Origin of the sequence: Providencia sp. PROV210 (assembly GCF_028479445.1) — a bacterium.
Lineage (GTDB): Bacteria > Pseudomonadota > Gammaproteobacteria > Enterobacterales > Enterobacteriaceae > Providencia > Providencia rustigianii.
In genome coordinates this window covers 32,996-52,960 of sequence record NZ_JAMPNQ010000013.1, presented here as the reverse complement: position 1 = coordinate 52,960, position 19,965 = coordinate 32,996, and the positions used below count along the sequence as shown (strand labels likewise).

Sequence of the window (19,965 nt, the reverse complement as noted above, 5' to 3'; positions counted from 1 at the left end):
GGGAACCACAATATATCTGTGGTTCTCCAATTAATTACCTAGCAGCAGTACTGAGTACCAAGATAATAACTTTAAAATAACGGAATTAATTTAAAAAAAACAAACTCATAGTTCATATACAACTTTTAGTTTTATTATTGGGATTATTAATTACAGCCCGCCCCTTTGCAGAGGCGGCATAGACGAGAAAGGGTTACAGTATTTTTTCGGTTAGAAACCAACCGGCAATACTTTCACGCTTTTGTTGGGTAGGCAGAACTTCATGGGGTAAATCTTCTGATAAGAAAAACACCATACGACCCGCTAATGGTTCTAGCTTAAATAGCGCTTTATCTTGTAAATCATACATCACTAGCTCACCACCATCACCCAGTTGCCATGACTCATTCATATAGAGTACCGTGGTGATTTTACGACGCCCTTGCCCTTTAAAATTATCCACATGTTTCTTATAAAACCCGCCATTTGGATATCGACAAAAATGAGTCTCAAAATCACGCAATCCTAAAAATAACTGATAATTCAGCTCCTGACGCAGGCTTTCCATTTTATCCAGATAGCGAACAATTGGTGCCCCCATATTCGATTCGAGCCAAACAGTTTGGTCTCCACGTATCCCTTTATTGTCTTGTAATGTATTTTGATAGCCAATGCGTGCATCTTGCAACGTTTCAGGAATACATTTTTTAATAGCCTGTACGTCTGATAAATCAAGAAAATCATCCCACACATACCAACCTTGCGAGGCAAGTGAATCAATAAGTTTATCGATGGACATGATGAATCTAAGAGTGGTTATTAGGTAATATTTTATACTTTATTATCAGAAAAAATTAAAATTAAAAACGTGAATCTTGATGATTCAACAAATATATCGATAATTAATACTAAAAATAAGCTTTGATAAAATAATATTTATCACTTTGATATAAAAGTAAATATATACCATTATAGATATTAAAAGGGCTCACCATAGCAGGAGAGCCACCTAGTCCAATCTACAAAATTATAGGGTTAGTGTGTTACTCCACACATAGCTGTTCTACCGAAACACATTTGCATATGACTGTTTGGCTTTTGATCCTGTATCATAGTGTCTATACTTGCAGATGAACTACTTTCATCATTAGGTTTGAATCCTGCAATTTGTTCACTGATCAATAAATCTTCACTATGGGTAATATTCATTGATGCCAACTTTTCACTATTCAACACATTTTGCATTTTTTTAATATAATCATTGATTATCTCTTTTTTTAACTCTGTAATTTCAGATAATTTATTATTCATATGCTCAGACTCATTGTTTAGCTTAACAAGATTCCTTTTTATTGCGTTCGGCAATGTATATTTATACGACATTTTTTGTGACACTTTTGAGGCTAAAATTCGTTCCTTTCTTGCATCTAAAGCAATGTCATATTGACTTTCATTAATACTTAAGTCAAATGCATTATCTTGGCTATTAAAATCTTGATTATTTTTCCTATTATTAAATAATGCCTTATCTTTGAAGATGGCACTTTTCATTTCTGAAATAGAATTTAATGTAAGATCGTATTTTTCTTTAGACAAATAGAATTTCGTATCTACAATAAACATTTTCATTTGATAGGCATTTATTATCTCATCTGATGAGATAGAAGTATCAAATTGATATTTAGATATTTCCCTTCCCATCTGTTTATCTAAGGAAGACCTTAATTTATTAATCTTATCAATCCTATTTTCGACTGATTTTAATAGACCACTTAATCTTTCATATTTTGAATAATTCAAATCAAAATCAATTTTCATGTATAAAAATCCCTTTAAAATAAAAAGAGCATGAATTTTATTTTAATACTTTAAAAATAACCAATTTATATTTAATATATTAAATAATAAAAATATAAATTAAATGAACATTAGTTTTAGTCACAATAATTTAATTGAAATTTTTATTTATATGAAAGGATGAAGCAGAAATTAAACATTATTTCTGCTTCATTTTACTCACAATAGCTAGATATTTTCTAGCCGTGCATAAGATGCCACCAGCCATTTAATCCCTTGCCCTTGAAAAGCAATTTGTAGACGACAATGCTCTCCACTACCTTCAAGATTGATAATGGTGCCTTCCCCGAATTTAGGGTGCATCACTCGCTGCCCTAATGCATAGCCAGAATCATTTTGGCTAATTGGCGTACCTAAACGTTGATGGCTAACAGGACGAGAAATTGTGGCTCTTAAGCGAACTTCTTCCACGCACTCCGTCGGCAGCTCACCAATAAACCGTGAAGGACGATGGTAAACTTCTTTACCATATAAGCGGCGGCTTTCTGCGTAAGTGATGGTCAGTTTTTCCATCGCACGGGTAATTCCCACATAAGCAAGGCGACGCTCTTCTTCAAGGCGACCACTTTCATCCATCGACATTTGGCTTGGGAACATGCCTTCTTCCACGCCCACCATAAATACAACAGGGAATTCCAGCCCTTTTGCTGAGTGAAGCGTCATTAGCTGTACGGCATCTTGGCTCACATCCGCCTGACTTTCACCAGATTCCAACGCAGCGTGAGATAAAAATGCCTGTAGTGGCATTAAGTCTTGGTCTTCATCTTGATAACTAAAATCACGGGTGGCGTTAACCAGCTCTTCCAAGTTTTCGATACGCGCTTGGGCTTTTTCCCCTTTTTCTTGCTCATACATCGCTCGCAGGCCTGAGTCCTTAATCACGCGATCAGCCTGAACATGCAGCGGCATATCTTGGGTTTCTTTAGCGAGGGCGTCGATTAATTCAAGGAAACGTTCAATAGAACTTGCAGCTCTTCCGCCGAGGACTTGCTCACGAAGTAAATACTCACAAGCTTCCCAGAGGGTTAACTGCTGGTCCCGTGCCGTTTGGCGAACCGTATCTAGCGTACGCTCACCAATTCCACGAGTTGGAGTATTCACAACGCGCTCGAAAGAGGCATCATCGTTACGGTTAGCAATTAATCTTAAATAAGATAATGCATCCTTAATTTCTTGGCGTTCAAAGAACCGTTGGCCACCATAAATCCGGTATGCCATAGCACTTTGAATTAACGCCTCTTCCAGCACACGGGATTGGGCGTTACTGCGATAAAGAATGGCGCAATCTTGCAATGCACCACCGTTTTCATGCCACTGCTTGATGCGCCCAACCACATAGCGAGCTTCATCTAATTCATTAAATGCACAATAGAGCGAAATTGGCTCACCATCACCGTCTTCCGTCCATAAATTCTTACCTAGACGGTCGCTGTTATTGGCGATCAGTGTGTTTGCTGCTTTCAAAATATTATTGGTAGAACGGTAATTTTGCTCAAGACGGATCGTTTCTGCGCCGGGGAAATCATTCAAGAAACGCTGAATATTTTCCACTTGAGCGCCTCGCCAACCATAAATAGATTGGTCATCATCCCCAACAATCATCACTTTACCCGTATCACCTGCCAATATGCGGATCCAAGCATATTGGATGCTATTGGTATCTTGAAACTCATCCACTAAGATATTGGTAAAACGTTCACGATAATGTTGTAGAACATGAGGCTTATTCAACCAGAGTTCATGTGCTCTTAGCAGTAATTCAGCAAAATCTACAAGCCCTGCACGGTCGCAAGCTTCTTGATAAGCTTGATACACTTTCTGCCAAGTTGCCTCAACTGGATTACCGTAACTTTCAATATGTTGAGGTCGTAATCCTTCATCTTTCTTACCGTTGATGTACCACATCCCTTGGCGGGGTGGCCATTGTTTTTCATCCAGATTCATGGCTTTGAGCAAACGGCGGATCAAGCGATATTGGTCATCACTGTCCAAAATTTGGAAGTCTTGTGGAAGATTCGCATCTAAATAATGCTGACGTAGCAGACGGTGAGCTAAACCATGGAAAGTACCAATCCACATCCCACCTTCACTAGTTCCGATTAAATGGTTGATACGATGACGCATTTCTGCGGCAGCTTTATTGGTAAATGTGACGGCCATAATCGAAAATGGAGATGCATTTTCCACCGACATTAGCCAAGCAATACGGTGTACTAATACGCGCGTTTTACCACTACCCGCACCCGCAAGTACCAGTAAATTAGTGCGCGGAGCAGCAACCGCTTCACGCTGTTTGTCATTAAGACCTTCGAGCAGATATGAGACGTCCATAGTTACCATCAAAGCAAAACAGTGGCTTACACCACTGTGAGGTTGCTGACAAAGAGGGATAAAAGCGTGTTTTTTCCCTCTTTGTGTTATCAGTCGAAAATCAATAAATTGATTTTCCTCGTTTATTTTCACACCCAAAAAGATCTGTTTCCAAGCCCTATAGGTCTGGAAACGATCTGACAGTGGCTTACACCACTGTGTTTTTATACAGAAAAAGGATTATACCAATGACAAGAGAGAAACCAACTTAGAAATTTCAACATGAGGTAATAAACGAACCTCTTTTTCTTCCATCAGAGTCTTATCACCAGTATTAATCCAGCATGCTTGCATCCCGCTATTAATTGCACCTTCAACATCTGTCAGTAAATTATCACCCACATGTAAAATGGCATTAGGCTCAAGATTTAAGCGTTGAGCAGCAAGGTGATACATATCGCAGAAAGGTTTTGAGCGCCCATCAGGACCCGCTTTTAACACAAATTCAAAATAGTCGCCCAATCCACAAGCTTGGGGTTCTGCATTTCCATTAGTGATCGCTACTAAAGGTAGCTTTTGTGCTAACTGAGCCAATATTTGATGCGTAGATTCAGGGACATGGATTTGATTACGCCAATAATTAAAATGCGCCATAATGTCATCCGCCCCTTTTAAAGCATCCTCTCTGCTATAACCATAATGGCACAGCATCATCTTAGCGGATAACCAACGCCAGCGCGTAATATCATGGCAAATACTGGGTTCTTGTTCTTCCACTAAATAGCGAAATGCATAAATGTCATCATTAGTGAAATGATGAAAGCGTGGGTCATATTCGCGAATAAAGCGTAAAACTTCAGCTTCTGTTTTATCAATCACCGGATGGTTATCGTATAAAGTGTCATCCAAATCAAAAGTGATGGCTTTTATGGGTGATAAAGGACGGTAAAAATGCATTACGATTTCTCCCTCTTTGCTCGCGGATGAGCCACATCATAAACACTGGCAAGATGTTGGAAATCAAGATGGGTATATATCTGCGTCGTGGAGAGGTTAGCATGACCTAATAGCTCCTGTACCCCACGTAAATTACCACTTGATTCGAGAATATGAGTAGCAAAAGAGTGGCGCAATTTATGGGGGTTAATATGGCTATTCACCCCTTGCTTAATTCCCCACTGTTCAAAACGCTTTTGCACGTTACGGTTAGAAATTCGTTTACCACTTTGTGTCGAAATAAAAACAGCACCGTCTTCAGGATCATAAAGTTCACGCATCTCTAACCAGCGCTTTAACCAGTTGACCGCCGTTTTTCCCATGGGGATCCGACGTTCTTTACTGCCTTTACCCATGACCCAAACCTCACCAGAATTCAGATCCAGATGCTTCACATCCAGCCCAACAAGTTCGGAAAGACGTAACCCCGCACCATACATCACCTCTAACATGGTTCTATCACGAACGACGAGAGGGTCACCGCTATCCATATTCAGCAATTGGGACACTTCGTCCACATCCATATTTTTGGGGAGACGCTTTTTGCCTTTCGGTGCATGAATAGTTTTAACGGGATTTGCGGGGAGTTCACCTTGCTCTACCATCCAATCGCAAAAACTACGCAGTGCAGACAAGCGAAGTGCCATACTTGCCGCTTGCAAACCTGTACGGCGACTTTTTGCGGCGACATTACGTCCGATCGCAATATCTAATTGTTGCCACTGGCTGACTTTAAGCTCATCAAGGATTTGGCAGACTGCGCTCAACTGTCGGCGATAATTAGTGATAGTCACAGGGCTTAGTCTACGTTCAACACGTAAATAACGTAAAAAGGCTTCCACTTGGGTCATCAGCCCTTCAGGCTGAGACTCTACAGACGTTCTATCCACTGGCATAATAACCTCGGTAGAATTTGAGCCACTTTCTCCAGCATCACTGTTCCCATTCCTTGTTGATAATGATCACGGTCACGGCTCGTGAAAATCACCATGCCAGACTCTCCGTGATGACCAAACAGTGAAATAGCGACCGACCCTACATTATGGGCATCTGGGAGTAATAACTGGATTTCTGGACCGTTTAAGCGCCCAAGATAATTAAGATTGCTACCAAACCGTTGAATTCTGACTGGCTCAAATACCCGTCGAGTTATCATCAAATCACATGCATCTAATGGGGCTGATAACCGCCAGCAATCGTTAAATAAGCGCACGGTTGCACCTGACAGCCCTAGTTTCTTCGCCCAACGATTTAACGAAAATAGCATTTCTCGCAAGCTACTTGCAGATGACATTTCAATGACTAAATAGAGAAGTTCATCGAACAGTTGTCCATTTTCATGGGCTTGTTCCACCATAAAACGGATATCTTGTTCAAGATTTTTGATTTTTTGACGCTGTGTACTCATCACCAATTCAGGTAGCGAAATGGCTTCCTGAACGGCATGAGGAACCTTGAGTTGTTCAGCAAGAGCCGCATTGCGGATGAAGAAATAAGGGTTTTGTTTTAAATATTGCACCACATCCTGCTCATCTATTCCATGAGCGATGTCTGGTACGCTTTCACTCTTCTCCATTATTTCCCTCTTTACTCAATCAAGATTAAATTTGGATCACTCCATCATAAACATGGGTTGCAGGACCAGTCATATATAACGGCGTACCAGGGCCATCCCAACTAATATCGAGAGAACCACCCGGCAAGTCGACACGAACTCGTTTCGATAGTAAACCTTGCCCAATACCGACTGCTACCGCAGCACACGCACCACTACCGCAGGCTTGTGTTTCCCCAGCGCCACGCTCATACACACGTAAACGAATATGTTCAGCACTAACGATTTCCATAAAACCGATATTTGCGCGCTCTGGGAATCTTTCGTGGCTTTCAAGTGCAGGACCTAATACCTCAACTTCTGCGGTCTGTACACTTTCCACTTGGACAACGCAATGGGGATTTCCCATTGAGACAACACCGCATAACACTGTACGTTCTTGCGCACGAATAATATAGGTCTTTTCTTCTTTTACCGCGCGAAATGGGACTTTTTGAGGCTCAAATTCTGGCTCCCCCATATTGACACACACATCATCATTTTCATTAATAGTGAGGGTCATTCGTCCAGATTGCGTGCTAACTTTAATTTTTTGTTTGTTCGTTAACCCTTTCAGGCGAACAAAGCGAGCGAAACAACGCGCACCATTTCCACACTGTGCAACTTCACTTCCATCAGCGTTAAAAATACGATAATGAAAGTCGAGATCCGGGTCATAAGGCGCTTCGACTAATAAAAGCTGGTCAAAACCGACTCCAGTATGCCTATCAGCAAGACGGCAAATCAGTTCTGGTGAGAAATAGACATTCTGAGTAACGCCATCGACCACCATAAAATCATTGCCTAAACCATGCATTTTTGAGAACTGCATTTCACGTTCCATAACAGCGGCTTACTGTTTATTCGTAGCCGCAGCAGGCTCTTGGGTCGAGCTGCTTGGCGCTTTAGCTTGAGGTGCTGATTTTGCTGGAGTCTCAACGCTTTCTTCAGGCGGAAAATACAGAGGGCCCTTTAAGCCACAGCCAGTTAGGGTGAATAAAACGATCAGTGCACTAAGCCCAAATAAACTTTTTTTCATTGTGTTTCGCCTGTAAGACTAAATTTTGAGATCTGATATTTCACACAGTAACAGGTGTCGCTTTTCAAATCACGCCTGTTTATCAAACATATTAATATTATATACGTTAAATAATTCAAATGGCATCTCGGCATTCGAGAATGACGAGTTTGACCCTTGAACCTATTCAACCCTATAATTTCGGCTAAATAAAAATATAAACAGGAAACAGACTATGAACGATAGTGAATTTCATCAGTTAGCAGAGCAATTACTGAGTTCAATTGAAGAGCATATTGATAATTATGATGGCGATGCCGATATTGATAGCGAAATCAATGGTGGCGTTATGACGCTAAGCTTCGAAGATGGCAGTAAAATTATCATCAACAAACAAGAAGCTTTTCACCAAATCTGGTTAGCGACTAAACAAGGCGGCTATCACTATAATTATCAAGATGGTAAGTGGATTTGCGACCGTTCTGGTCAAGAATTTCTATCGATGCTAGGTAATGCGATTACCTTCCAAAGCCACACTCCATTTTCTTTTTAATTGCACAGACAGAGGCTAATTAATCCGCTCTGTCTGCGGTTAAAATAATAGAAAATTAGTAATATTGTGCGTGCTGAGGCTGAGTTTGATTCTGTTGAGGCGCATGATCTATCTCATGTTCATCTTCTGGCGTAAATGGCCATGTGGCGCCCGAAAAAGCCGTTACTTGGCTTTTGCCATCCTGGACGACAATTTGGTAAAACTGAGGTAGATTGAAGTTGATAAAATTCGCCCCATAAGTAAAACGGTCATGGGAAGACGAGTAGAATTTGCTGACATCGCGAACTAAATCTTCTTTTGAGCCTTCACAATGGGAATAAATCTCCACGCGATTGGCCTCATCCAGTACATAAATATTAAAGCCGGTATTATCAGGGGTATTTTCAAAGAAAAATTGGACAATACCTTCACTGGCATAACCATCCACAACCGCAGGTAGAGAGTTATCCCCTTTGGCTTGTAACTTCACTGGCCAGCCATGCAATTTGTTATGGGAAATAGCACCATAGAATTCCACTGCATTTTCCAATTTTTGCACAGAGACATTCAAACGCTCAAAGAATAGCCCCCATGTTTGCCCAGCAATTCGTAATGCTTTGAAGCGACCAGGCTCATTACGGTTACTGGATAAACGCAATTCAACACACTCAGAAACTAATTGTTGTACACGAGTACGAATCAACCCACGCAAATGCTCGCTATAGCAGAAGACTTCTACGGCTTCTGGTGGCGCTGCATCCTGATGCATTTTGCCTAAAATCGTTTTAAGCGCTTCGAGCATGCACTGTTCACCACTGAAATGCAGGGTACGCACTTCATTCCATGAATTGCGGTACAACAAGTCAATGCTACCAATTAAGCAATTTTGAGATTCACCAAAACTAAAAATATCCAGCTTTCTGAAATCCACATGTACTACTTGCTCAGAATAAACCTGTGTAGGATCTTTTTCTAAGTTAACAATAATGGCTAAATGGCGGATTTCACAAGGGCTATACAGCGCTTTAGGGGTCGGTGCTGGCAATCTAATTGGGAAGTGACTAGAAACGTCATGCATTAACTCAAGTAGCTTACGTTCATCACACTGCGATTTACCATGGTGCATATACACTTGGGTATTTTCAGTCAGTAACCCATTAAAATACGCCCACGCCACCAGTTTATTCAGATAACGGTTATATTCTAATGGTTGATGCCCAATAATCGCATCGACCTGTGGAGCTTGATTGTATAAGTACCATCCACTACGATTTGCACGCCCTTCGGGTACATAAATAAACGTCAGGTGCTGTTCACTAAGATCTGGAGAAATTTGAGGATTCACCAGTGTTACTTTACCTGGCAGTGCTTCAAATGCAGCATATAACTTACGGGTTAATACCCCAATATCCTGAGGGCTAGCACTAACACTTAAATTATTACGGCGAGCAAAGCGGATCAAGTTACGATAGCTTTGCATCATGGTATCGAGTAGCTCATTGTGCGCTTCACGAACACGCTCAATTTTCCATTGATTACGGCTGTCTAATACCGCTAAACGCTCTGCACTCCATCCCCACGATTCCACTAATTGGGAAAGCACATCACGACGCCAGCCTGAGCATTGATCTCCGTCATCTTCAGAAAGTTTTTCGCAGACTTTCAGATAAAAGCAGCGGCGAATTAAATCTAAACGCGTTAAATCGTTAATTTCCGTTAGATAACGAGTCACACGCTCTAACATCAAACAATAGGAATCTAGCCCATAACAGACAATTTCACCGGCATGTAAGTGGCGCTTGAACTCCATTGCCAATAATTTACCGTTGGGATAATCCCATGAGTAAGACTCTAAAAGGATACTTTTTAATACCGCTTTATAGGGGGAATCGACACTTTTATACAGTTGCCATAAACTCGCACCAAAGTACTCAGCCGCAGAAAGCTCACCCAAACCACCTAAATCTAGCCACTCATTAGGCGTGAGAACCCCTTGCGCATACAATCCCATGACATATTCATCGTAGTGAGGCTCTTCTTCAACAGGAACCATCGTCCATAACAGACGTTTTCCCGCCATACGAACAGCGGTACGATAAAACTCATCCAATAACAGGATATGCTGGGTTGAACCGCAATCTTCACCACCAATATGCCCGCTGGCATTATGGCGAAAACGGTTTTCATCGATTAAAAAGACTGTAACATCAATCCCTAAAGATGCAGCCCACTGCTCGATAAGCGTACATTTTTTCTGTAGAAGGCGTTTTTCATCATGGTCTAACCACGATGGATGGCAAACCCAAACATCGATATCAGAACAGTGACTTTGCCCTATAGATGAAGTGCTCCCCATAGAATAAATGCCTGTAATAGGCAGTTCACCGTTGGCTTGGTTGTCTATTGGGAGGAAGCGTTCGAATTGTTCCAGCCATTTAAGCTGATCGGAATCTGGAGAGAAAAAACACACGCCATGAGGGACATTGCCTTCAATATAACCTGGCATCATTGGATGATGATAATGAAACAAAACAGGCAATAGGCTATAAACCTTCGAAAAGGTTTCGCTCATAGATGCCGTCGCGCGCTCCAACCGAAGCTGGTTTATCGCATCAAGTCTTTGTTTTAAAGTTTCAATATAGAGGTACAAAGGTTACGCCTGACTGAATGAATGTAATGACATACCTGGGATTTTTCCCAGCACCCAACAGATAGAGAAAAACTTAAATTACTTTTCAAATGAATTGTCGGAAACGTGATCAATTTAACACCTTGCAGCAAAAGGGTAAAGTAGATCACATTATTTTTCCCGCTGATTTTTAGTACAAATAATTTTTCAACATATTGTATAAAAAGACTTTTTATTTTTGTAATGGTGAAATATCCCTTGTTTTTCAATGGAATAATATCATCCTTTGATATTGTACAATTCAAAATCAATTTTATAGGGCATTAAGTTCAATGCGCACAGGGTCTACGCTTGCACGCTTCAACAAAACGTTGAGAAAATTCGGACTGGTAAGACCTAATAAATAGCACAAATAGCTAAATGAATTTGCTAGATAGATCCTTTTTTTATCTGTTTTTTCCTTTTTCGAGTATCGAAATCCCCCTTTTAAAGAAAATTTAACTCGCCACGCACATCAAAGAATGATGCCCTAAAAATGCTTATCCAGTGAGCAACTGGAAAAATGACCGCTAACATGTTAAAACTAACGCCAAATATATGGTTAATCTGCGGCAATATTCGCCAGAGAAAACAGTGAAATGACTTCAACAAATATCGTACGTATCGCGACACGCAAGAGCCCTCTCGCCTTATGGCAAGCCTATTTTGTGAAAGCAAAATTAGAGCAGCTGCATCCTAATTTACAGGTTGAGCTTGTGCCGATGGTCACCAAAGGCGATATCATTTTAGATACTCCACTAGCCAAAGTGGGTGGAAAAGGCTTATTTGTCAAAGAATTAGAGCTTGCATTATTAGAAGGTCGTGCTGATATTGCCGTACATTCCATGAAGGATGTGCCTGTTGAATTTCCTGAGGGTTTAGGCTTAGTAACCATTTGTGAGCGAGAAGATCCTCGGGATGCTTTCGTATCAAATCACTACGCCAATATTGACGAATTACCCGCCGGTAGCATTGTGGGTACTTCGAGCCTACGCCGCCAGTGCCAACTGAAAGAACTACGCCCAGATTTAGTCATTCGTGACTTACGAGGTAATGTCGGCACTCGCCTATCAAAATTGGATAACGGCGAATATGACGCAATTATCTTGGCCGTTGCAGGGTTAAAACGCTTAGAGCTTGACGAACGAATTAAAACCGCCTTAGAACCAGAGCTGTCTCTTCCTGCAGTCGGTCAGGGTGCTGTCGGTATCGAATGCCGTCTTGATGACCAGCGTACTCGCGATTTGCTCGCTAAACTTAATCATGATGAAACATCTATTTGTGTTTTAGCGGAACGCGCAATGAATATGCGCCTAGAAGGCGGCTGCCAAGTTCCCATCGGTAGCTATGCCATTTGGCAAGATAACAAAATTTGGTTACGTGCATTAGTCGGCGCGCCAGATGGTAGCACCGTAATACGAGGCGAACGTCTCGTCGAACCTGAACACGCGACTCAAGCGGGCATCGCCTTAGCCGAAGAATTACTGGATAAAGGTGCCCGTGAAATTCTTGCAGAAGTCTATAAAGGGAATCCACCTGCATGAGAGTCCTTGTTACTCGCCCCGAGCCATCCGGTTCGGAGCTAATAACAGCAATCAATGCAACAGGGAACGAAGCCTATGCCTCCCCTCTGATTAAAATCGGTGCGGGTGCAGAGTTAAATTTACTATCACAGCATCTTGATGGATTATCAGAAAATGACCTCGTTTTTCTTTTATCCAAAAATGCAGTCTGGTATGCGAATTTAAGATTGCAACAAACAGGACGGAACTGGTCAGATAAGTTATCCTATTATGGTATAGGTCGCTCAACAGGGCACTATTTTCAGCAAATTACAGGTAAACCAATCCGCTGGGCTGAAAGTGGAGAAACCAGTGAAGTGTTACTGACACATCCTGATCTCCAATGTTTAGCAGGAAAACGCGCTTTGCTACTGCGCGGGAATGGGGGACGAGAACTGCTCGCCTCAACATTAAAAGCCAGAGGTGCTGAAGTCGATTATTGCGAATGTTATGCAAGACACCCAGTGCAATACGACAAGATAGAATTCAACCAAAAATGGTTTCACGCTGATATCACTGACATCGTGATTACCAGTGGTCAAATGTTAGCTTTACTTAACGAATTACTCGCTGAAAACATGAAACAATGGTGGTTTTCCCGCCGACTGCTGGTTGTCAGCGAACGAATTGCAGAGCAGGCTCGCCAAAATGGCTGGCGCAGAGTTTGCGTATCCAATAGCGCAGATAATTCTGCTTTGCTTGAAGCATTAATTTCAACCGACATGGGATGCTAATTTATGACGGAACAAGACAAAACAGCCGACAAGGTTAACGATGAAGAAGTGAGCACGGAGAAACAGGATACTCACCAAACCTCCACATCCTCAAAGCAAAAACGTTCTGGTCTTGCAGTCAGTGCGATCGCCATTGCGATCCTCGTCGTTATAGGCGGCGGAATGTACTATTTTACTCAACAAAGTAATTCGCAATTAGTCCATGATAATAACCAACTCAAGCAGCAAATTAGTGAGTTAATCGAACAGCAAAATGCAGACCGGCAGCGTGTCGATGCGCTGATTTCAACAAATACAGAATTGAAAAATCATGCGCGCGACTATGAAGAGCAACTCAATCGTCGGATGCAAGAACTGCAAGCCCACGTGACTTCCCTCTCCAGTTCTGATGTCAAAAATTGGCTGATCGCGCAAGCAGATTTCATGGTAAAAATGGCCGGTCGTAAACTGTGGAATGACCATGATCCTGTAACCGCAGCGGTGCTATTAAAAAGTGCCGATACCAGCCTTGCAGAAATGAATGACCCAAGTTTGCTGGATGTTCGTAAAGCCATTTCTAGTGATATGGCTCGCTTAGCTGCCATCAACCAAATCGATTACGATGGGATTATCCTACGTTTAAATCAACTCAGTAATGAGGTGGATAATCTGCGTCTTGCCGATCTCAATAATGGTGATGCCCCAGAAGAAGCGAATACGGATATCAGTGAAGATATTTCAGATTGGCAACAAAATTTAGCACGCAGCTGGAAAAGTTTTACCAGTGACTTTATTACCGTACGTGCCCGTGATGGTTCTGAAGCTCCATTACTCGCGCCCAACCAAGATATTTATCTGCGTGAAAATATCCGCTCTCAGCTATTAATTGCGGCTCAAGCCGTACCTCGCTACCAAGAAGAAACGTACAAACAATCTCTTGAACAAGCATCTACATGGGTACGCGCTTACTTTGATGTCGAAGCACCTGCAACCAAAGCATTTTTAACGGAATTGGATGACCTAATCAATCAACCAATAGATGTAGACATGCCTGAATCATTAGAGAGCCAAGCGAAACTCGAAAAACTGATGCAAACCCGTGTACGCAATTTACTCTCACAGTCGGATAATCCTGCGGGTGAAGCTGTCGATGCCGCAGCGCAAGCAGTAAAAAAAGAGAGTGACATCGCCGCTGATGCCGCCATTCCAGCTGACGCTCAAACTCACACCGAAACACCGGAAGTTGCCGCAGCAGCGCCAGTTACTGACGCGGCGAAATCCCCTGAGAATAAGGGGTAATTATGATTAAAGTATTTATTCTCTTTATCGTCTTAATTGCGGGAGTTATCTTAGGTCCACTACTTGCTGGGCATCAGGGTTACGTATTTATTCGCACTGACGATTACGACATCACAACCAGTGTGACTAGCCTAGTCCTCTGTTTTATCCTGCTACAGTTTGTGCTGCTATTCCTTGGATGGTGTTACCGCCGTTTTATGAGTACAACATCCCGCACTAAAGGTTGGTTAACTGGCCATAAATACCATAAAGCACATACTCAAACCCAAAAAGCATTATTGAAGCTTGCTGAAGGGGACTTAGAGCAAGTTGAGAAATTAATGAGTAAGCACGCTGACTATTCTCAACAGCCCGTAATTAACTACCTGATGGCCGCAGAAGCAGCTCAACAGCGGGGTGACAGCTACCGCACTCACCAATACTTAGATCGTGCTGCGGAAGCGGCAGGCCGAGACCAACTGCCCGTGGATATTAGCCGAGTACGAATTCAGCTTGCTGAAGGTGAAATTTATGCGGCACGTAATGGTATCGACCGACTCCTTGAGCAAGCACCACGCCACCCTGCCATTTTACGTTTAGCAGAACAAGCCTACTTAAGTTCAGGTGCCTATCAAGCGTTAATAGAATTACTGCCTATTATGGCAAAAGTTCAGTTACACAGTGAAGATGAACTAGAGTCATTAAAACTTAAAGCTTACAAAGGGTTAATGAACCAATTTATGGCTGAAAGTGGCAGTGATGGCTTGAAAAAATGGTGGAAAAATCAGCCACGGAAAGTGCGCCATGAAATTCCTCTGCAAGCTTTTTTAGCGGAACATTTAATTGAATGTGGCGATACAGTTAGCGCAGAAAAAATAATCGTAGATGGCTTGAAGCAGCAATATGATGAGCGTCTGTTGCTGTTGGTTCCAAAACTCAACAGTGAACAACCAGAAGTCATAGAAAAAATATTGCTGGGCTTAGTTAAGCATGCTGGAGCCACTGCACTATTAAATAGCACGTTAGGACAGATTGCCCTACAACATGCTCAGTGGGAAAAAGCAGAAAGCTACTTTAAAGCTGCATTAGCACAGCGCTTCGATGCATACGATGCTGCATGGCTGGCAGATGCCTATGATAAACTTCATAAACCAAATGAAGCTGCGAAAATCCGTCAGGAAGCGCTCACCCACTCATTAAAAAGTGATCGAACCAAATCCTAGCATCCCACATAACTCTATTTTCGCACCAAGCTCCTCCTAATAAGAGGAGCTTTTTTATCGCTTATGTTCCATTCTTCACACTTAGCTATCTTGATTAGATAATTAAAATAAGCATCTTTTTATTAGTACGCTCTATGATAATTAAGTAATCATTCAATAGTCGCAGCAAACCATTTATTGCTATGTTATAAAAGAGATACATCGTGTATAAATGATCGTATACATTTCCGCTTTGAATAAATTCAGGATAGAGACATGAATGTAGTTAAAACTCTCTGGCATTGGATTGTGGCGAGCCAAAATCGCTTACAGATCTTTTTTGACCTGCTGCTACTGATTTTGTCCCCATTTATTTTTATTTCGATAATTGGCTTCAATACCGCAGATCTCAACAAAGATATCTTTATTATTACCTTCATTATTATCGCCTATACCTACGTGACCCGCTGGATCAGTAAATGGTTAAGCAAAGAGAAGAGCGCGTAATATTAGAATGGTGAATCTTCCCTAACCAATTTAAAAATTGTTAGGGAAGTCAATCCGTACTGAAAGCAAAAAAAAACACCTGCCGAAGCAGGTGTAAATATACAATCAGGTCTACAGACGGATGGTGCCTCACTCAACGTTTCGCCCGTTCGCTGATGGTAAGAGGATTAGCTCTTGATCATCTAAATTGGACAATAGGCACCGTATAATCGGCTTTGCGTCATCCCTTGGTTTATGAAGCTAGGCTGTCATAATAAGTGGGATGAGCATCTACAAAGTTAATAATGCAGAATGCATGCCAACTTCATTAAAATTCATAATTTTTCTTTTTTTCATCCGTATCTCTGTAGTTTTAAACATAATTTTTCTTTTATACTCTTTATGATTTTTTAATACCCATTTCATACCCTCCCCCCTTCAGTTCGATTCAGCTATTCCGTCTCAATTTAGAGACAGCTTATAATAACTATCATTTTATTTATATAAATCAATGGGTAATATGTCTCTTTTTGGAGACAACAAAAGGTGGGTTTGTATCAGATCTGAGACAATATTTTTTTCATATATAAATCAATATATTATCTATACACATGAATAGTAATGATTCTTGTTAAACTGTAATCCATTGGGGTCACTGTAGACATGAAAAAAAATCAAATAATAAATTAAAAAGGGATAAATAAAAAACTAGAAGGGAAAAGGAAAAGGAAAAGGAAAATTTTTGGCGTATAAAACAAAAACCCCGCTCAATTGAGCGGGGTTCTCTAAATTGGTCGGCGAGAGAGGATTCGAACCTCCGACCCACTGGTCCCAAACCAGTTGCGCTACCAAGCTGCGCTACTCGCCGAAATTTTACTGCACTAGGCAGTGACTCCATACATTCTTTTCGTGGTGCGAAAGGGGGGACTTGAACCCCCACGTCCATAGGACACTAACACCTGAAGCTAGCGCGTCTACCAATTCCGCCACCCTCGCAATATCACAAAAAAAATGGGGTGGCTAATGGGACTCGAACCCACGACAACTGGAATCACAATCCAGGGCTCTACCAACTGAGCTATAGCCACCATAACTTCACTTATTTCAAAGCGTTGTCATAGTACAACATGCAACTTCATTTTGCCACCGTAGCTTGTCACCATTTGATGGTGCGCCCGACAGGATTCGAACCTGAGACCTCTGCCTCCGGAGGGCAGCGCTCTATCCAGCTGAGCTACGGGCGCTTAACGCCGTTGCGGGAGAGGATAGTACGGATTTATCCTCCTGCTGTCTAGTCCTTTTTGCAATAAAAATATCGATTGCTTGCCTTTTATTCATTTTGTCGAGAAAGAGAGCATTTTTTCTCTCTTCCCCTCCAAATAACCCATTTTTGTGAATAAAATGTTTTACGACTGCTGACTATTTGTTCGATTTAAAAACCGAATTAAAAAATACAGCACCGAAACCGTTAATAAAAAGATAGCGCCCACAATTAGCGATAAACGAGTTTCTGGATTAATTGCCATTCCGACTAATACACAGCCTAAAAATAGCAATGTCGCATAGTTAACCCATGGGAATAGAATCGATTTAAAGGTATGCCCCGCCATGTGCTGTTGGTTTTGTTTACGAAAACGTAGCTGGCTGGTCAGTATGACCAACCAAGGAACCATTCCTGGCAACACACTGGCACTATACACATACACAAACACTTTCTCTGGATTCGGAATCAGGTAATTCAAACTAGAGCCTGCAACCAAACATAAGATGGTGAAACCGACACAGCGGGCAGGAACCCCACTTTTCGTCAATTTCAGCAGCGAACTCGGTAACTGCTTATTCTGTGCCAACGCATACAGCATTCTCCCACCGCTATACATGCCGCTATTACAGCCCGAAAGTGCCGCAGTCAGCACTACAAAGTTAATCACCGCTGCCGCAGAGACAATCCCCACCTTAGCAAACGTCATCACAAATGGGCTACCTTGCTGCCCGACTTCTGTCCACGGAAACAAAGTCACCACAATAAAAATTGCGCCGACATAAAAAATCAAAATACGCCACAGAATATTATTGATGGCTTTTTTCAATGTGACTTGCGGATTTTTAGCTTCACCCGCAGTAATCCCCACCAGCTCGACACCTTGATACGACGCCACCACAATACACAGCGCAAACAAGAAACCTTGCCACCCCCCAGCGAAGAAACCGCCATGTTCTGTAAGGTTGCCTAAGCCAATCGGCTGAAAATTATTACCCAGACCAAAGAAAATCAACCCAAGCCCAATCAGTATCATCACCACGATGGTCGTCACTTTGATCATGGCAAACCAAAATTCCAGCTCCCCATAGAGCCTAACCGCTGCTAAATTAGCTAAAGCCACTAATACGACGGCGACCATGGCAAATATCCATTGAGGGACATCAGGGAACCAATATTTGGCGTATTCCCCTATCGCGGTGATCTCTGAGATACCCACAGCCACCCACATAAACCAGTAGCCCCAAGCCGTTAAGCAACCCCAAAATGGACTTAAATATTTATACCCAAATGAAGCAAATGAGCCAGTGACGGGCTCAAGAAACAACATTTCCCCCATCGAACGCATAATAAAAAAGACAAATAGCCCAGCAATAATATAGGCTAACAAAACCGATGGGCCAGCCCATTTCAACGTACTTGCAGAGCCCATAAACAGCCCTACACCAATCGTTCCACCAAGTGCAATTAACTCAATATGACGAGCCTCAAGCCCCCGTTGCAAGCCTTGCTGCGGCTTCTCCATAAATTCCCCTGTCATTAATAGTGATTCAATATCCGTAGCTTTAATGGCAATTGCCTTATTAGAAATCGCTACTTACAATCGAAAATGTCATAAAAACACATGATCGCCCCAAGATACCGTGAGATCTCTTAGGCTGCATCTATTTTTGAAGGATTATAGAAATATTTGAAAAAAGAGACCAGCAATTACGCCAGTCTCATTTATTGGAGGGCTAGTACAGCTTACCGCCAGAAGGTTTTTATAGCTTACCGCCATAGTAATAGCCCAAGAATTTGAGCAATTTAAACTGGCGTTTAATTCGGGTTGGTTGGGATAGAAGACGATACAGCCACTCTAGCCCTAAATTTTGCCATACCTTTGGTGCTCGCTTAACATGCCCAGTAAAGACATCGTAAGTCCCGCCGACGCCCATATATAAGGCGTCTGGATGCACTTTGCGACAATCACGCATAAAGATTTCTTGCTTAGGCGATCCCATGGCAACCGTGACAATTTTTGCGCCACTCCCACGGATACGTTCAAATAATGCATCCCGATCTTCCGCAGTGAAATAGCCATCTTGGGAACCCACAATATTCACGTTCCACTGAGAACGTAATTTACTGGTTGTTTGTTCCAAAATATCCGGTTTACCACCCACTAAAAAAACGGGCGTGCCCTCTTTTCCTGCGCGCTCCATTAAGCCTTCCCATAGGTCAGCTCCAGCAACACGAGAGACTTCTGCTTGCGGGTATTTACGGCGAATAGCCCGTACAATGCTGATCCCATCTGCATACAGATATTCAGCCTGACCCAATAAGGTATTCAAAGCGGAATCTTGTTCAGCAATCATCACTTTTTCAGCGTTGATCGCCACTAATGTACCGGTCTTGGTCTCACCGCCAGCAAACAGATAATCTAAAAAATGGGCCATGTTTTTGAAGCCCCAAATATTATGACCTCTGATGCTATATTGAGGAATTGATGACTGTTCCATGCTGCTCC

17 protein-coding genes and 4 tRNA genes are annotated in these 19,965 nt (G+C 42.0%); 6 read left to right on the top strand and 15 right to left on the bottom strand.

The genetic code is table 11. The annotated features are described in order from the left end of the window. Positions 1-193: 193 nt before the first annotated feature. From PR761_RS10315 to lptM, 8 genes are all read right to left on the bottom strand, one after another. Entirely contained in the window at positions 194-778 is a 585-nt protein-coding gene (locus PR761_RS10315; RefSeq protein ID WP_154610754.1) for a 2OG-Fe(II) oxygenase, read from the bottom strand. 236 nt (positions 779-1,014) lie between these two features. Beyond that, complete coding sequence (locus tag PR761_RS10310; RefSeq protein ID WP_154610752.1) at positions 1,015-1,797, bottom strand: hypothetical protein; 783 nt, start codon at positions 1,795-1,797, stop codon at positions 1,015-1,017. A 207-nt stretch (positions 1,798-2,004) separates the two neighbouring features. Beyond that, positions 2,005-4,167, bottom strand: coding sequence for a DNA helicase II (gene uvrD, locus PR761_RS10305; protein WP_039854886.1), 2,163 nt, complete (start codon positions 4,165-4,167; stop codon positions 2,005-2,007). Positions 4,168-4,386: 219 nt separating this feature from the next. After that, positions 4,387-5,103: a 5-amino-6-(5-phospho-D-ribitylamino)uracil phosphatase YigB gene (gene yigB, locus PR761_RS10300; protein WP_006814591.1), complete on the bottom strand. Its 717-nt coding sequence runs from the start codon at positions 5,101-5,103 to the stop codon at positions 4,387-4,389. Further along, a complete protein-coding gene (gene xerC / locus PR761_RS10295; protein ID WP_006814592.1) occupies positions 5,103-6,038 on the bottom strand; it encodes a tyrosine recombinase XerC in 936 nt (311 codons plus the stop codon). The genes yigB and xerC overlap by 1 nt, the downstream gene beginning before the upstream one ends. Further along, positions 6,014-6,718: a DUF484 domain-containing protein gene (locus PR761_RS10290; RefSeq protein ID WP_006814593.1), complete on the bottom strand. Its 705-nt coding sequence runs from the start codon at positions 6,716-6,718 to the stop codon at positions 6,014-6,016. Before PR761_RS10290 ends, xerC begins: the two co-directional genes overlap by 25 nt. 25 nt (positions 6,719-6,743) lie before the next feature. Beyond that, positions 6,744-7,568: a diaminopimelate epimerase gene (gene dapF / locus PR761_RS10285; RefSeq protein WP_039854887.1), complete on the bottom strand. Its 825-nt coding sequence runs from the start codon at positions 7,566-7,568 to the stop codon at positions 6,744-6,746. A gap of 21 nt (positions 7,569-7,589) precedes the next feature. Further along, positions 7,590-7,775 (bottom strand): LPS translocon maturation chaperone LptM, encoded by a 186-nt coding sequence (gene lptM, locus PR761_RS10280; RefSeq protein ID WP_006814595.1) that lies wholly within the window; start codon positions 7,773-7,775, stop codon positions 7,590-7,592. A 214-nt stretch (positions 7,776-7,989) separates the two neighbouring features. Between lptM and cyaY the strand changes: the two genes are divergently transcribed. Further along, positions 7,990-8,307, top strand: coding sequence for an iron donor protein CyaY (gene cyaY, locus PR761_RS10275; protein WP_006814596.1), 318 nt, complete (start codon positions 7,990-7,992; stop codon positions 8,305-8,307). Positions 8,308-8,362: 55 nt separating this feature from the next. Here cyaY and PR761_RS10270 read toward each other — a convergent pair whose 3' ends face one another. Next, on the bottom strand, positions 8,363-10,936 hold the full coding sequence (locus PR761_RS10270; RefSeq protein ID WP_115164777.1) for a class I adenylate cyclase: 2,574 nt from the start codon (positions 10,934-10,936) through the stop codon (positions 8,363-8,365). Between the two features lie 617 nt (positions 10,937-11,553). Between PR761_RS10270 and hemC the strand changes: the two genes are divergently transcribed. The 5 genes from hemC (at position 11,554) to PR761_RS10245 (ending at position 16,216) form a co-directional block, all read left to right on the top strand. Beyond that, positions 11,554-12,498 carry a hydroxymethylbilane synthase gene (gene hemC / locus PR761_RS10265; protein ID WP_006814599.1) on the top strand — a complete coding sequence of 315 codons (945 nt, stop codon included), beginning with the start codon at positions 11,554-11,556 and terminating at the stop codon, positions 12,496-12,498. After that, the gene (locus PR761_RS10260; protein WP_112837465.1) at positions 12,495-13,250 is read left to right on the top strand and encodes a uroporphyrinogen-III synthase; all 756 of its coding nucleotides are present in this window, start codon (positions 12,495-12,497) and stop codon (positions 13,248-13,250) included. Before hemC ends, PR761_RS10260 begins: the two co-directional genes overlap by 4 nt. 3 nt (positions 13,251-13,253) lie before the next feature. Then, on the top strand, positions 13,254-14,528 hold the full coding sequence (gene hemX / locus PR761_RS10255) for a uroporphyrinogen-III C-methyltransferase (protein WP_006814601.1): 1,275 nt from the start codon (positions 13,254-13,256) through the stop codon (positions 14,526-14,528). A gap of 2 nt (positions 14,529-14,530) precedes the next feature. Continuing rightward, positions 14,531-15,730 (top strand): protoheme IX biogenesis protein HemY, encoded by a 1,200-nt coding sequence (gene hemY / locus PR761_RS10250; RefSeq protein WP_112837466.1) that lies wholly within the window; start codon positions 14,531-14,533, stop codon positions 15,728-15,730. 255 nt (positions 15,731-15,985) lie between these two features. Continuing rightward, on the top strand, positions 15,986-16,216 hold the full coding sequence (locus tag PR761_RS10245; RefSeq protein WP_006814603.1) for a DUF4014 domain-containing protein: 231 nt from the start codon (positions 15,986-15,988) through the stop codon (positions 16,214-16,216). A gap of 770 nt (positions 16,217-16,986) precedes the next feature. Here the strand turns inward: PR761_RS10245 and PR761_RS10240 are convergent. From PR761_RS10240 to wecG, 6 genes are all read right to left on the bottom strand, one after another. Further along, positions 16,987-17,063 (bottom strand) — tRNA-Pro (locus tag PR761_RS10240). A gap of 42 nt (positions 17,064-17,105) precedes the next feature. After that, positions 17,106-17,191: transfer RNA gene (locus PR761_RS10235), tRNA-Leu, on the bottom strand. Positions 17,192-17,207: 16 nt separating this feature from the next. Next, a tRNA-His gene (locus PR761_RS10230) sits at positions 17,208-17,283 on the bottom strand. A 79-nt stretch (positions 17,284-17,362) separates the two neighbouring features. Then, positions 17,363-17,439 (bottom strand) — tRNA-Arg (locus tag PR761_RS10225). Between the two features lie 162 nt (positions 17,440-17,601). Further along, positions 17,602-18,981 (bottom strand): bifunctional threonine/serine APC transporter ThrP, encoded by a 1,380-nt coding sequence (gene thrP, locus PR761_RS10220; protein ID WP_039854890.1) that lies wholly within the window; start codon positions 18,979-18,981, stop codon positions 17,602-17,604. A gap of 238 nt (positions 18,982-19,219) precedes the next feature. Further along, the gene (gene wecG, locus PR761_RS10215; RefSeq protein WP_006814606.1) at positions 19,220-19,957 is read right to left on the bottom strand and encodes a lipopolysaccharide N-acetylmannosaminouronosyltransferase; all 738 of its coding nucleotides are present in this window, start codon (positions 19,955-19,957) and stop codon (positions 19,220-19,222) included. Between the last annotated feature and the right edge of the window lie 8 nt (positions 19,958-19,965).